Source organism: Azospira sp. APE16 (assembly GCF_047901315.1).
Lineage (GTDB): Bacteria > Pseudomonadota > Gammaproteobacteria > Burkholderiales > Rhodocyclaceae > Azospira > Azospira oryzae.
The window spans coordinates 2,213,094-2,226,408 of sequence record NZ_CP179682.1; the positions used below are offsets into that span (position 1 = coordinate 2,213,094).

The 13,315-nt window shown below is 66.2% G+C and carries 12 protein-coding genes; 3 read left to right on the plus strand and 9 right to left on the minus strand.

All coding sequences use genetic code 11. The annotated features are described in order from the left end of the window. The first annotated feature begins 40 nt into the window (after nucleotides 1-40). A complete protein-coding gene (locus ACLSSQ_RS10620; protein WP_014237286.1) occupies nucleotides 41-916 on the plus strand; it encodes a LysR substrate-binding domain-containing protein in 876 nt (291 codons plus the stop codon). Nucleotides 917-986: 70 nt separating this feature from the next. Beyond that, a complete protein-coding gene (adhP, locus tag ACLSSQ_RS10625) occupies nucleotides 987-2,009 on the plus strand; it encodes an alcohol dehydrogenase AdhP (protein WP_287874180.1) in 1,023 nt (340 codons plus the stop codon). 75 nt (nucleotides 2,010-2,084) lie between these two features. Here the strand turns inward: adhP and ACLSSQ_RS10630 are convergent, their stop codons facing one another. The 7 genes from ACLSSQ_RS10630 to zapE all read right to left on the minus strand — a co-directional run bounded on the left by ACLSSQ_RS10630 (nucleotide 2,085) and on the right by zapE (nucleotide 9,230). Continuing rightward, nucleotides 2,085-2,588 (minus strand): NuoB/complex I 20 kDa subunit family protein, encoded by a 504-nt coding sequence (locus ACLSSQ_RS10630; RefSeq protein WP_235832431.1) that lies wholly within the window; start codon nucleotides 2,586-2,588, stop codon nucleotides 2,085-2,087. 51 nt (nucleotides 2,589-2,639) lie between these two features. Further along, complete coding sequence (locus tag ACLSSQ_RS10635; RefSeq protein WP_287874179.1) at nucleotides 2,640-3,524, minus strand: helix-turn-helix domain-containing protein; 885 nt, start codon at nucleotides 3,522-3,524, stop codon at nucleotides 2,640-2,642. 221 nt (nucleotides 3,525-3,745) lie between these two features. Next, entirely contained in the window at nucleotides 3,746-3,895 is a 150-nt protein-coding gene (locus ACLSSQ_RS10640; RefSeq protein ID WP_172974696.1) for a hypothetical protein, read from the minus strand. Between the two features lie 180 nt (nucleotides 3,896-4,075). Continuing rightward, on the minus strand, nucleotides 4,076-4,552 hold the full coding sequence (locus ACLSSQ_RS10645) for a YbaN family protein (RefSeq protein WP_416242657.1): 477 nt from the start codon (nucleotides 4,550-4,552) through the stop codon (nucleotides 4,076-4,078). Between the two features lie 4 nt (nucleotides 4,553-4,556). Further along, a complete protein-coding gene (locus ACLSSQ_RS10650; RefSeq protein WP_416242658.1) occupies nucleotides 4,557-7,082 on the minus strand; it encodes a Lon protease family protein in 2,526 nt (841 codons plus the stop codon). A gap of 58 nt (nucleotides 7,083-7,140) precedes the next feature. After that, the gene (locus ACLSSQ_RS10655) at nucleotides 7,141-8,046 is read right to left on the minus strand and encodes a secretin N-terminal domain-containing protein (protein WP_416242659.1); all 906 of its coding nucleotides are present in this window, start codon (nucleotides 8,044-8,046) and stop codon (nucleotides 7,141-7,143) included. Nucleotides 8,047-8,114: 68 nt separating this feature from the next. Further along, nucleotides 8,115-9,230 carry a cell division protein ZapE gene (gene zapE, locus ACLSSQ_RS10660; RefSeq protein WP_014237278.1) on the minus strand — a complete coding sequence of 372 codons (1,116 nt, stop codon included), beginning with the start codon at nucleotides 9,228-9,230 and terminating at the stop codon, nucleotides 8,115-8,117. Nucleotides 9,231-9,505: 275 nt separating this feature from the next. Here zapE and ACLSSQ_RS10665 point away from each other — a divergent pair, with 275 nt between their 5' ends. After that, entirely contained in the window at nucleotides 9,506-10,378 is an 873-nt protein-coding gene (locus tag ACLSSQ_RS10665; protein ID WP_416242660.1) for a hypothetical protein, read from the plus strand. A gap of 195 nt (nucleotides 10,379-10,573) precedes the next feature. On the opposite strand, the gene lpdA is transcribed toward ACLSSQ_RS10665, so the two are convergent. Further along, nucleotides 10,574-11,998, minus strand: coding sequence for a dihydrolipoyl dehydrogenase (gene lpdA, locus ACLSSQ_RS10670; protein WP_152089365.1), 1,425 nt, complete (start codon nucleotides 11,996-11,998; stop codon nucleotides 10,574-10,576). Nucleotides 11,999-12,090: 92 nt separating this feature from the next. Next, nucleotides 12,091-13,299: a 2-oxoglutarate dehydrogenase complex dihydrolipoyllysine-residue succinyltransferase gene (odhB, locus tag ACLSSQ_RS10675; RefSeq protein ID WP_014237275.1), complete on the minus strand. Its 1,209-nt coding sequence runs from the start codon at nucleotides 13,297-13,299 to the stop codon at nucleotides 12,091-12,093. Between the last annotated feature and the right edge of the window lie 16 nt (nucleotides 13,300-13,315).

Below are 13,315 nucleotides of genomic sequence, written 5' to 3' on the forward strand. Positions count from 1 at the left end.
GTAAAACCGATAATTCTTATTCAATACATCAGTCAAGCCGATGAAAATCACCCTGCGCCAGCTGGAAGTCTTCGCCGCCGTGGCCAGCCACGGTCACGTCACCCGGGCCGCCGAGGCGGTGGCCCTGACCCAGTCCGCCGCCAGCATGGCCCTGGCGGACCTGGAGCGGCAGCTCTCGGTGCAGCTCTTCGACCGGGTGGGGCGCCAGCTGCTGCTCAACGAGGCGGGCCGGCAGCTGCTGCCCCGGGCCCAGCAGGTGCTGGACCAGGTGCGGGAGATCGAGGCCGGTGCCGCCGGGTCCGCCGCCTTCGACCTGCACCTGGGAGCCAGCCTGACCATCGGCAACCACCTGCTGCCGCCCCTGGTGGCGGAACTGCAGCGGCGCCATCCCCAGGGCCGGGTGCGCCTCTCCCTGCACAACACGGAACAGGTGCGGGCCGACCTGCTGGCCTTCCGCATCGACTTGGGCTTCGTCGAAGGGCCGGTGCAGGAGCCCCGCCTGCGGCGCTTTTCCTGGCGCCCGGACCGGCTCCAGGTGTTTGCCCCGGCGGGCCATCCCCTGGCCGGCGGCACCGCCACGCCGGCAGACCTGGCCGGGGCCGGCTGGGTACTGCGGGAGCGGGGCTCGGGCACCCGGGAGGTGTTCGACCGGGCCCTGGCCAACGCCACCCTGACGCCCCGGGTGGCCCTGGAACTGGAACAGCCGGAGGCCATCCGCCAGTGCGTGCGGGCCGGCCTGGGCCTGGGCTGCCTTTCCCGCCTGGAGCTGGAGGATGCCTTCCAGGCCGGCTGGCTGGCCCCGGTGGCAGCCCCTTTCCTCAACCTGGAGCGAGACCTGCAGGTGCTGGTCCATGCCGACCGGCACCTGAGCCCCGGGCTCCTGGCGGTGCTGGCCCTGTGCGGCATCGAGATTTGACCCGCATCAGAAAACCGGCGGCGCCAAGGCCTATGATGGAGACATCGTCCATCCATTGAGGAGAAGCGTCATGGCCCAGATGATGAAAGCCGCCGTCGTCCACGAATTCGGCAAGCCCCTGGTGATCGAGGAAGTGCCCGTGCCCGAGGTGCCGCCAGGGCAGGTGCTGGTCAAGGTGGTGGCCTCCGGGGTCTGCCACACCGACCTCCACGCCGCCGACGGCGACTGGCCGGTGAAGCCTTCCCTGCCCTTCATCCCCGGCCATGAGGGGGTCGGCTACGTGGCCGCCGTCGGCGCCGGCGTCACCCACGTCAAGGAAGGGGACCGGGTCGGCGTCCCCTGGCTGCACACCGCCTGCGGCCATTGCGAACACTGCATCACCGGCTGGGAAACCCTCTGCGATTCCCAGCAGATGACCGGCTACACGGTGAACGGCGGCTATGCCGAATACGTGCTGGCCGATCCGGGCTATGTCGGCAAGCTGCCCGACACCCTGGAATTCGCCCCCGCCGCCCCGGTGCTGTGCGCCGGCGTCACGGTGTACAAGGGCCTCAAGGTGCTCGAATGCAAGCCCGGCGATTGGGTCGCCATCTCCGGCATCGGCGGCCTCGGCCACATGGCGGTGCAGTACGCCAAGGCCATGGGCTTCCACGTCATCGCCGTCGATGTGGCGGACGAAAAGCTGGCCCTGGCCAAGACCCTGGGCGCCGACGTCACCCTCAACGCGGCCCAGGTGGACCCGGTGGCGGAAATCCAGAAGCAGATCAAGGGCGCCCACGGCATCCTGGTCACCGCCGTCTCCCGCAGTGCTTTCAGCCAGGCCCTGGGCATGCTGCACAAGCGCGGCACCATGTCCCTGGTGGGCCTGCCCCCCGGCGACTTCGGCCTGCCCATTTTCGACGTGGTGCTCAACGCCAAGACCGTGCGCGGCTCCATCGTCGGCACCCGCAAGGACCTGGAAGAAGCCCTTGCCTTTGCCGGCGAAGGCAAGGTGAAGACCCACTACAGCACCGACAAGATCGAGAACATCAACGACATCTTCGGCCGCATGAAGGCCGGCCACATCGACGGCCGCATCGTGCTCAACATCTAGCCGCGCCAGTACCAGGGCAACTGCTGCCAGGCCGGCTCCCCGGAGCCGGCCTTTTTCATGGCCGCCCGGGCCGCCCTAGGCGCCTTTCGTTGCCTCCGCGGCCCGCGCCTCCTCGGCCCGGTGGATGAGGCGCTTGCGCCGCTGCACCAGGTTCTGCAGCTGGGTCAGGCCGTAGAGCAGGGCCTCGGCGGTGGGCGGGCAGCCGGGGATGTAGATGTCCACCGGAATGATGCGGTCGCAGCCCCGCACCACGGAGTAGGAGTAGTGGTAGAAGCCGCCGCCGTTGGCGCAGGAGCCCATGGAGATGACGTAGCGGGGCTCGGCCATCTGGTCGTAGAGCTTGCGCAGGGCCGGGGCCATCTTGTTGGTGACGGTGCCGGCGACGATCATCAGGTCCGCCTGGCGCGGGCTGGCCCGGGGCATCATGCCGAAGCGGTCCATGTCGTAGCGGGAGGCGGCGGCGTGGATCATTTCCACGGCACAGCAGGCGAGGCCGAAACTGAGATACCAGAGGCTGTTGCTGCGCACCGCTTCGGTCAGGGTGTCGACCTGGGTCAGCAGATAGCCGTCGCCGTACAGGGTGGGAGCGTGTTGCACCGTTTTCTCCAGACAAGGGAAACGGTGGCCAGTCTAGGCGGGGGAAAAGAGTCCGGCTTGTACGGAGTCGACATCGTCGGGCAGGAAGAGGTCGCGGAAGTCCCGCTGCCCCAGGCGGTACCACCAGTATCCGGGAGCCCCATCGGCGACGGCGCGCAGCAGCTCCCCCGGGGAGGCGCCGGCCATGTCCCGGTAATCCCGGTCCATGTGGGCCTGGTCGTAGTAGCCGAAGTCCTGGGCGATGCGGGTCAATTCGCCCCGCCGGGGCGGCTGGGCCTGGAGACGGGCCAGGGAGAAGCCGAAGCGGGCCACCCGCCGCAGCTCCCGCAGATTGGCGCCGTAACCGTGGGCCACCCGCCGTTCCAGCTGGCGCAGGCCGATGCCCAGGTGGGCGGCGATCTGGCCGGCGGGAGAAAACAGGTGGGTGGAGGCGCCCAGCAGGTCGGCCAGCCGCGCCGGGTCGCGCCGCGGACGCAGGCAGCGGCGCAGCAGGCCCTGCACCGCCGCGACCCAGTCGGCCGGGGAGTCGCTGGCATCCACCGTTTCCAGCATCTGCCGCACCAGCAGGGGCGGCAGCACTTCATCCAGGGGCACGATGCGGTCCCGCAGCTCGCCGACGCCGGGCCCCAGGGCTTCGGCCATGACGCCGGGGCGGAACATGACGGAAAGGAAGACGCTGCCCGGCGCCGCCCGGGACTCCCGGGGGCCCAGATAGGGCCCCGTCAGGCTGGCACGGGGCACGGCCCGGCAGCTGCCGTCGGCCAGGGGCTGCGCCGCACCGCCCCGGGCGAACAGCAGCAGGCCGGGGCTGAGGGCCGAGGGCAGACGGGAGAGACAGCCGTCCAGGGGCATCACCAGGATGTGGTAGATCCAGGGAGCCAGTTCCGGATGGGGCGCCACCACCAGGGGCATAACCATGGGCCGAACCTTCATGCAAAGGGAATTTCCCGCCAGTCTAGCGCAGCCGCCGGCCGATGAAAAAAGTGGCACCGGGGATAGCCGGCCGGGACCGGCCCCGGCCGTGCCTGTCAGCGGCACCGCCTCCAGGCATGGCCACCTTGCCGGCCACCCCACGGCACCACCTGGAGAGGCTTATCTGGCGCGGCTTCTGGCGGCGCCATGGGGCCGCGGGGACGGCCTCAGGGGGCCGGCTGGGGGTGGGGCATGGGCCGCACGGCGTGGCGCGGCCTGGCGGGGCGGAACGAGAGGGCGGCCGGCCGGTTCCCCCACACCGCATCGGCCCACAGCCGGGTGAAGATGCAACGGGCTTCTTCGATCATCCGGGTCATGGCTGGCTCCTTCACGGTGGTGGCATCAAACGTGAATCCACCTTAGCAAGGGGCGGCGGCGCAAGCCAATTGAATCGGGAAATAGTCCTTATAGCCGGCCTGCATCGCCGGCCTGTGGGCCTGCCCACGCCCCCTGCAGGAGGGAAAGCACGATCCGCCGGCCCTGGCGGCCCACGGCGCTCAGGCCCCCGGCCGGTCCCGGGAGGGAAGGCGCCACAGCCACAGGCACATGAAAAGGCCGAACGCGGCCAGGCCGGCCTGGGCCCAGGGATTTTTCACCACCAGCAGGATGGAGGTGGAAAAGGTCAGGGCCATCAGTAGCACTCCGGCCCGCTTGGCCCGGTAGGGAATGGCCCGGTGCCGCCGCCATTCCAGGATGGGCGGGCCGAACAGGCGATGGCCGGTGAGCCAGCGGTAGAAACGCAGGGACGCCCGGGCGTAGCAGGCGGCGGCCAGCAGCATGAAGGGAGTGGTCGGCAGCAGGGGCAGGAACAGGCCCACCACCCCCAGCACGACGCACAGGCTGCCGGCGGCGATGAGCAGACCCCGCACCAGGGGCGAGGCATGTTCCACCACCTCGGCGGCGGCCTGCAGTTCCGCCGGGGTGACCGCGCCCTCTTCCGCCAGGGGCTCCATCCCCTGCCCCGGATCGCCCATGGGCTCAGGCCTCCCCTGCCCCGCGCTCCCCGTGGCCGGCCACGTCTTCCACCGGTTCCTTGGCCGGCTTGGGCTTGGCCGGGCTTTCCTTGGCCTTGCTCCTGCGCGGCGCCTTGGGCTTTTCCGGCGGGCCGTGGCGCTGCTGGGCCAGTTCCATGAGCTGGGTGGCCACCTTGCCGCTGACGCTGTCCGGGGCCACCTCGCCCTTGGCATCTGGAGTGCCCGCCGGCAGGCCGGTAAGCAGGGCCATGGCCTCATCCACATGGCGCACGGCGAAGACGTGGAAGTCGCCGCGGCGCACCGCCGCCACCACGTCGGCCCGCAGCATGAGGTGGGAGACGTTGGCGGCGGGAATGATCACCCCCTGCCTGCCGGTCAGGCCCCGGGCCTGGCAGATGTCGAAGAAGCCTTCGATCTTTTCATTGACGGCGCCGATGGGCTGGACCTGGCCCAGCTGGTTGAGGGAGCCGGTCATGGCCAGGGACTGGTGCAGGGGCAGCATGCCGATGGCCGACAGCAGGGCGCACAGCTCGGCCAGGGAGGCGCTGTCCCCGTCCACCTCGCCGTAGGACTGCTCGAAGACCAGGCTGGCATTGACCGAGAGGGGCACCAGGCGGCCAAAGCGGTTGGAGAGGAAGCCGGAGAGGATGAGCATGCCCTTGCTGTGCAGGGGGCCGCCCAGTTCCGTTTCCCGTTCGATGTCCATGACGTCGCCATCGCCCATGCGCACCGCGGCGGTGACCCGCATGGGGTGGGCAAAGGTCAGCTCGCCCATGTCGATGGCGGCGAGGCCGTTGATCTGTCCGATTTCCATGCCCTCGGTGGCAATCATGAATTCGCCGTTGAGAATGGCCTCCTGCTGCCGCTCCCGCACCCGGTCGGCGCGCCGCACCTGGGCCGCCAGGGCCCGCTCCAGATGCTGGCGGTCGATGTCGGGGGCGCCGTCCTTCTCCGCCATCCAGTCCGCCTCCCGCAGCAGGTCGGCCAGCACCCGGGTGCGGGTGGTGAGCTTGCGCGAATCCTCGGCCAGGCGGGCCGCCCGTTCGATGGTCCAGGCCGTGGCGGCCCGGGTCAGAGCCCGCAACTGGTCGCGGCGGGCCAGGGTGGCCAGCAGGCGGGCGTAGAGCAGCGCATTCTCCGGGCCCCGTACCACGTCGTTTTCCAGGTCTGCCGCCACCTTGAACAGGGCGCCGAATTCCGGGTCCATTTCCGAGAGCAGGTAGTAGGTGTTGCGATCGCCCACCAGCACCACCTTCACGTCCAGGGGCATGGGCTCCGGCTCGAGCTGCTGGGTGCTCTGCAGGCCGAAGAGATCCTCCGGAGATTCCAGGCGCAGGCGCTCGGCCTGCAGGGCCCGCTTGAGACCTTCCCAGGCGTAGGGCTGGGTCAGCAGCTTGCCCGCATCCAGCACCAGGGCGCCGCCGTTGGCCCGGTGCAGGGCGCCGGCCCGGATCAGGGTGAAGTTGGAAACCCACATGCCCATGTGGGCGGTGTGTTCCACCCGGCCCAGCAGGTTCTGGAAGGTGGGCAGGCTCTCGCACACCACCGGCCGGCCGCTGGTGCCGCTGTTGTCCACCAGCAGATTGACCAGGTAGCGCTGCAGGGAAATGCTGCCGGAGAAGAGCAGGGTTTCCATCTCCCCCTCGCCCTTCTGGGATTCCCGCAGGTTGTCGCCGGTTTCCACCACGTCGTGCAGCACCGCGTCGAGGAAGACGCTCACCTCCGCGAGGTCGGCATAGGCGGGCTTGAGTTCTTCGATCTCGTGGCCCACGGCCAGGCGCAGGGCCTCCCGGGAGATGTCCTTGACCTTGGCCTGCAGCTCCCGCTGCCAGCGGGGGAACTGGCTGACCAGGTCCTGCAGGCGCGGCTCGTAGGATTCGATGATGGCGTCCAGCTCCTCCTGGCGCTCCTTGGGCAGGGCGTCGTACTCCTCCTCGCTCATGGTCTCGTCCTCGCTCTTGGCGGGGACGAAGGTGAAGCCTTCCTCGGTGGACAGCAGGGCCACGCCCTTGCTCATGGCCTCCCGGCCAAGAGTACGCAGGGCCGTGTCCTCCCGTTTCTTGGCCTCGCTTTCCAGGGCATTGAGGCGGCGCCGGTAGTCGTCGCTCTCGAAGGCGGCGGTGAGGGCCGGGGCCAGGCCGGAGACGAAGTTCTGCATGTCCTCCCGCAGCTTGCTGCCGCGGCCGGCGGGCAGCCTCAGCAGGCGCGGCCGGGTCGGTTCCTGGAAGTTGTGCACATAGCACCAGTCCCAGGCAGCATCGCCGTTGCCGCGATGGCGGAACTGGGTGTCCAGCACCCGATGCACCAGGGCGTGGCGGCCGCTGCCCGGCTCGCCGAGGACGAACAGGTTGTAGCCGTGGCGGGGAATGTCGAGACCGAAGCTCAAGGCCTCCACCGCCCGGGGGTGGGCGAATTCCTCGGCCAGATCGTCCAGTTCGGCGGTGGTGGCGAATTCCAGCAGGCTCTCGGAACAGGGCGTGAACAGGCGCTCCGGAGGCAGGCGGCAGGGATGTTGGCGAAAATCGGTCATGTTCTTCTTGGTTGTTGTGTTCCGCCGCCGGGGCTGCGGAAAAAAAGGAAAGCCGGGACTACTTGATCTCTTCCACCAGCAGCCAGACGGTCCGGTTGTCGCGCACGTCCTGGGTGGACAGGGTGCTGTTGGCCCGATCGCGTCCGCTCGATTCCTGGCCCATGCCGCCGAGGGCGATCCACTCGCCCAGGCGGCCGGAGACGGTGGTGCTGAGGCGCTGGATATTGGCGCTGCCGGGGCCGTAGCTGCCCGGGTTGTCGTTCTGGGGGCTGATTTCCAGGGTCACCCGATCCCCCGCCAGATGGGGCTCGGCATAGAAGCCCTGGCCCAGGTCCCGGTACACCGTGCTCTCGGTCACCACCACGCCATTGGGACCGAGCACGGCCTGGCGCAGGGGCACCGGCACGGACTGGCCCATCTGGATGAAAGCCCGGCCCCCTTCCATCACCTGCACCATCTGCCCGGCGGAACTGCTGCGGGTGCTGCGGGTGTCCACGATCTCCGTGGTCACGCTGGAGCCGCCCCGCTGGATCTGCACGCTGCCGCCGCCGCTACGGCCGAGGCTGCCGCTGCCGTTGAGGGTGCCGGCGGCACCGGGGGACTGGATGATGCGCACATTGCCGCCCAGGCCCACGTTGCCGGAGACGCCCACGTCCCGGCCCCGGCTGTCCAGGTCCCGGTTCTGGGTGACCCGGATGCGCAGCATGCGCGGCGGCGTGTCGATGGAGGCCAGCACCTGCTTCAGCTGCTCCCGGTTGCGCCGGCTGCCCTTGATGATGAGCTGGTTGTTCATGCCCGACACCGCGCCGCCCGGCTCCACCAGGGGCTGCAGTACCGGCAGCACCTGGTCCACGGTGCGGCTCTTGAGGGGCACGATCTCCACTTCCTGCTGGGCCCAGGCCATGGAGAACATCCCCAGGAACAGGCCCAGGGCGAGCAACGGAACCAGCAGCAGACGCTTCACGGCAGACCTCCAATGATCGGCACGGCAGGAAAGGGGCGGCACCAGTGTCGCCCCGCCCTCCCGAAAACTCAAGCCAGATGGGGCAAGGCCAGGTAGTCCCGGGAACGCATTTCCACCAGGCGGCTGACGGTGCGGAAAAACTCGCCGGCGTGGGTACCCTCGGTGTACAGCCCTTCCGGCTCGCACTCGGCGGTGGCAATGAATTTGACCTTGGCGTCGTAGAAGATATCCACCAGCCAGGTGAAGCGCCGGGCCATGTCGCGCTGGGTGGAATTCATGCGGGGCAAACGGGAGACCAGCACCGTGTGATAGGCCCGGGCCAGTTCCAGGTAATCGTTCTGGGAACGGGGGCCGTCGCACAGGGCCTGGAAGTCGAACCACACCACCCCGGCGGAGCGGCGCAGCACGGGAATCTCCCGGCCCAGCACCTCGATGCTGCCGCCGGCCTGCCCTTCCCCGCCGGCCAGCTCCCGGAAGTAGTCGGCCATCTTGGCCTCCGCCGCGTCGTCGGCCGGATAGTGGTAAATCTCCACCTGCTCCAGGGTACGCAGGCGGTAGTCGATGCCCGCCTCCACCTGCACCACGTCCAGCTGCTGCTTGAGCAAGGCGATGGTGGGCAGGAAGTTCTGCCGCTGCAGGCCGTTGGGGTAGAGGTTCTCCGGCGGGTAGTTGGAGGTCATCACCAGCACCACCCCCTTGGCAAAGAGCTTCTCCAGCAGCCGCCCCAGGATCATGGCATCGGCGATGTCGGAAACGTGGAACTCGTCGAAGCACAGCACCCGGGTCTCGGCAGCAATGCGCCCGGCCAGGATGGCCAGGGGATCGGTCTCACCCTTGAGGCTTTCCAGGTCCTTGTGCACCTGCTGCATGAAGCCGTGGAAGTGAATGCGCTTCTTGCGCTTGTAGGGCACGGAATCGTAGAAGCAGTCCATGAGGAAGCTCTTGCCCCGCCCCACCCCACCCCAGAAATAGACGCCCCGGGGCACTTCCAGGCGGGAATTGAACATCTTGTAGAGCTTGTTGCGCCGCGCCGCCTTGAAGGCCACCAGCTCGTAATAGAGCTTCTGCAGCCGCTCGGCTGCCGCCTTCTGGGCCGCATCGGCAGTGAATCCACGGGAGGCCAGCAGGGCCTCATAGGCATCGAGCATGCCGCGCTCGGGAACATTGAGAGTACGGTGGGGCATGGGGAATCCGTCGGGAGCACCTCGGGGGGTGCGATGTTGTTGTGGCGCCTGGCAGCCTGAAAGGAGCGGCGCAGAAAGGAGGCTATTTTAAAACATCAGCCGGGGACGGCCCAGCGTTGGCGAGAAAGATCATCTAACCGTCAGAAGCAGCCGTTGATTTGGGAGCAGAAGCGCGCATTTCGCGCCGAAGCGGACGCCCAGTGTTCTCGAACTGCTCGGTCGGTTTATGCTCCAGAATGAGAGTTCTAAATCGTCCAGAAATTAGAGTGTATTCAATGCAACCAATACCTTTAACAAAAAGGTTCCCCCCAGTACCTCTCGCAGAATTGCTTGAAGGCATCGCCAACTTCAAAACAGCGAGCCTCCATGCAAAGCAAAGCTTCATTGATCGTGTCGTTGCAGCGCATCCAATGCTATCTGTTGATTGGGGGCCGGGGTGGCATTTTCGGCGAGCCAGAAAACTTGAGGACGGAGATACCCTTCCAGAATCAGTGGACGACTTGATCTGGCGAAAAAACAAAACTCCGGTAATGCAGCGAGCCAATCCAGAGGGATTTCAGGTTCTCTATGTGGCTGACAAACAAGAAACCGCCTTTAAAGAAGTGCATGTGGAAGACTCGGATGTTGTACTGACCGAGTTTTCGATCAGGGATGGACTCAAAGCACGAATCGCCCCAATTGGAGAAATATTCCATGTCCAACGATGTGGTCGCGGGAACCTCCTAAAGGGCGATTGCGCTAAAAAAATCAGTCAAATTCTGAATAACGAGGGTGATGCAAATGCTAAGTCCATTGTTATCGCAGACGCATTCCTGCATCACTGCCTGACAGATGGGGCTGATGATTACTACGTTTCGTCCTACGCAGCAAAGGCAATTTTTACAAAGCTTCCGGAAGTTTCGGTTGTTGGATTTCCCAGCAGTCAGCAGTCAGGTGCAGTTAATTTTGCAATTCGCGGTGATCACCTATGGGAGCAGTGGGGCATCGTTTCCGTTAAGGTGGGACGTGCGAAGCACTTGGCATTCGGACTCTACAACTACACCAATCAAAGCCATGTAACTGGGATTTTTGCATCTGGGAAGCTGCAGTGGGGAGACAGGCATGAAGGGATCACGATATTGTTAAGCCCACCATGGACTAAAACCTAATCAATTAATGGAGAGCAGCAGTTGACCATGATTAACACCACTTGCTAACGGTCCGCTTCAGCTGAAAAGCTGCCTTACAGCAGCTGCCGAATAAACCATCCCTTCAGATCGTTAGCAGTCCCCAGAAAAAGAAAAAGGCGAGGAGTAATCCTCGCCTTTTTGTCTGCACCGGGCCGCAGCCCGAATGCTTTCCGCTTAGAAGTGCAGCGGGCGCTTGTCGCAGGCCAGGGCGGCTTCGTGCACTGCTTCCGACAGGGTCGGGTGGGCGTGGCAGATGCGGGCCAGGTCTTCGGAGGCGCCGCCAAACTCCATGGTCACCACGGCTTCGGCGATCAATTCGGAGGCATTGGGGCCGATGATGTGCACGCCCAGGATGCGGTCGGTCTTGGCGCAGGCCAGCATCTTGACGAAGCCGGTGGGGTCGCCCATGCCCAGGGCCCGGCCGTTGGCCAGGAAGGGGATCTTGCCGACCTTGTAGGCCACGCCGTCAGTCTTGAGCTGCTGTTCGGTCTTGCCGACCCAGGCGATCTCGGGGCTGGTGTAGATGACCCAGGGGATGGTGTCGAAGTTGCAGTGACCGGCCTGGCCGGCCATCAGTTCGGCAACCATGACGGCCTCTTCCATGGCCTTGTGGGCCAGCATGGGGCCGGACACCACGTCGCCCACAGCCCAGACGCCGGGCAGGTTGGTGCGGCAGTGGCCGTCCACTTCGATCTGGCCGCGCTCGTTGAGCTTGAGGCCGATCTTTTCGGCGTTGAGGCCGTCGGTGTTGGGCACGCGGCCGACGGAGACGATCAGGCGCTCCGCATCCAGCTTCTGTTCCTTGCCGTCCTTGTCGGTGTAGGCGATGGAAACGCCCTTCTTGCTGACCTTGGTCTCGCCCAGCTTGACGCCCATCTGGATGTTGAGGCCCTGCTTGGTGAACAGCTTGAGGGCTTCCTTGGCCACGTCCTGGTCGGCGGCGGCGAGGAAATCGGGAGAGGCTTCCAGGATGGTCACTTCGGAACCCAGACGACGCCACACGGAGCCCATTTCCAGGCCGATGACGCCGGCGCCGATGATGGCCAGCTTCTTGGGCACGGACTGTTGTTCCAGGGCGCCTTCGTTATCCAGCACGATTTTCTGGTCCACGGCGATGCCGGGCAGATGACGGGCCTTGGAGCCGGTGGCGACGATGACCTGCTTGGCCTCGACGACTTCGTCGCCGACCTTGACCTGCCAACCGGCGCCGCCCTGACCGACGAAGGAACCGTGGCCGTTGAGCTGGGTGACCTTGTTCTTCTTGAACAGGCCCTTGATGCCGGAGGTGAGCTGGGTCACCACGGCGGTCTTGCGGCCGATCATGGTGGGCACGTCGATCTTGGGCGCGCTCACCTGGATGCCCTGGGCGGCGAAGGCGTGGCCGGCTTCCTCGAACAGGTGGGAGGTGTGCAGCAGGGCCTTGGAGGGAATGCACCCCACGTTCAGGCAGGTGCCGCCGAGGCGGGGCTCACCCTTGGGATCGGCGTAGGGATTGGATTCGCAGCAGGCGACGGAGAAGCCCAGCTGGGCGGCGCGGATGGCAGCCACATAGCCGCCGGGGCCGCCGCCGATGACGAGAACGTCGAATTGTTTGGACATGGTCAGAACCTTTCGTTCATGAAAAGAACGCAGAGGGCGAAGGCTGGTGGCCCCGCGGCTCTGCGTTCCTTGGATCAGTCAGTCAATGCGCATTAAACGCCGAGCAGCAGGCGGGCGGGATCTTCCAGGGCTTCCTTCATGGTCACCAGACCCAGCACGGCTTCGCGGCCGTCGATGATACGGTGGTCGTAGGACATGGCCAGGTAGTTGATGGGGCGCACCACCACTTGACCGTTCTCGACCACGGCGCGGTCCTTGGTGGCATGGATGCCGAGGATCGCGGACTGGGGCGGGTTGATGATGGGGGTGGAGAGCATGGAGCCGAACACGCCGCCGTTGGAGATGGAGAAGGTGCCACCGGTCAGTTCTTCGATGGAGATCTTGCCGTCCTTGGCCTTCTGACCGTATTCGGCAATCTTCTTCTCGATGTCGGCGATGGACATCTGGTCGGCATCACGCAGGATGGGCACCACCAGACCGCGGGGGGAGCCCACGGCGATACCGATGTCGATGTAGCCGTGATAGACGATGTCGTTGCCATCGACGGAGGCGTTCAGGATCGGGTACTTCTTCAGGGCAGCCACGGCGGCCTTGACGAAGAAGCCCATGAAGCCCAGACGCACGCCATGTTCCTTCTCGAACTTGTCGCCGTACTGCTTGCGCAAGGCCATGACCGGGGCCATGTTCACTTCGTTGAAGGTGGTGAGGATGGCGTTTTCGTTCTTGGACTGCAGCAGGCGCTCGGCGATGCGGGCGCGCAGGCGGGTCATGGGAACGCGCTGTTCCGGACGGTCACCCAGGGGGATGGACACGGCAGGGGCAGCCACGGCGGGCGCGGCGGCCTTGGCCTGGGCGCCCACGGCATCTTCCTTGGTGACACGGCCACCACGGCCGGTGCCGGAGACGTCGGCGGCAGCGATGCCCTTCTCGTCCAGGATCTTGCGGGCGGCGGGGCTGGCGGTGCCGGCAGCAGCAGCCGGAGCAGCGGCAGCAGCCACCGGGGCCGGCGCGGCAGCGGCGGGAGCAGCGGCGGCAGCCGGAGCGGCGCCGGCGGCAGCCTTGGCTTCGGTGTCGATCTGGGCGATGACTTCGCCGGAAACCACGGTGTCGCCGTCGCCCTTGATGATCTTGACGATCACGCCGGCATCGGGAGCGGGCAGTTCCAGGACCACCTTGTCGGTTTCGATATCGATGAGGTTCTCATCGCGGCTGACAGCTTCGCCTGCCTTCTTGTGCCAGGACACCAGGGTGGCTTCGGCAACGGATTCGGACAGTTGCGGGACTTTGACGTCGATAATCATGATCTACGTTTCCTTT

Bases quoted from the DNA above. Each gene is read 5' to 3' on its own strand.
- ACLSSQ_RS10650 (WP_416242658.1), bottom strand. From the start codon at position 7,082: ATGACCGATTTTCGCCAACATCCCTGCCGCCTGCCTCCGGAGCGCCTG.
- ACLSSQ_RS10645 (WP_416242657.1), bottom strand. From the start codon at position 4,552: ATGGGCGATCCGGGGCAGGGGATGGAGCCCCTGGCGGAAGAGGGCGCG.
- lpdA (WP_152089365.1), bottom strand. From the start codon at position 11,998: ATGTCCAAACAATTCGACGTTCTCGTCATCGGCGGCGGCCCCGGCGGC.
- ACLSSQ_RS10640 (WP_172974696.1), bottom strand. From the start codon at position 3,895: ATGACCCGGATGATCGAAGAAGCCCGTTGCATCTTCACCCGGCTGTGG.
- zapE (WP_014237278.1), bottom strand. From the start codon at position 9,230: ATGCCCCACCGTACTCTCAATGTTCCCGAGCGCGGCATGCTCGATGCC.
- adhP (WP_287874180.1), top strand. From the start codon at position 987: ATGGCCCAGATGATGAAAGCCGCCGTCGTCCACGAATTCGGCAAGCCC.
- odhB (WP_014237275.1), bottom strand. From the start codon at position 13,299: ATGATTATCGACGTCAAAGTCCCGCAACTGTCCGAATCCGTTGCCGAA.
- ACLSSQ_RS10665 (WP_416242660.1), top strand. From the start codon at position 9,506: ATGCAACCAATACCTTTAACAAAAAGGTTCCCCCCAGTACCTCTCGCA.
- ACLSSQ_RS10635 (WP_287874179.1), bottom strand. From the start codon at position 3,524: ATGGTTATGCCCCTGGTGGTGGCGCCCCATCCGGAACTGGCTCCCTGG.
- ACLSSQ_RS10620 (WP_014237286.1), top strand. From the start codon at position 41: ATGAAAATCACCCTGCGCCAGCTGGAAGTCTTCGCCGCCGTGGCCAGC.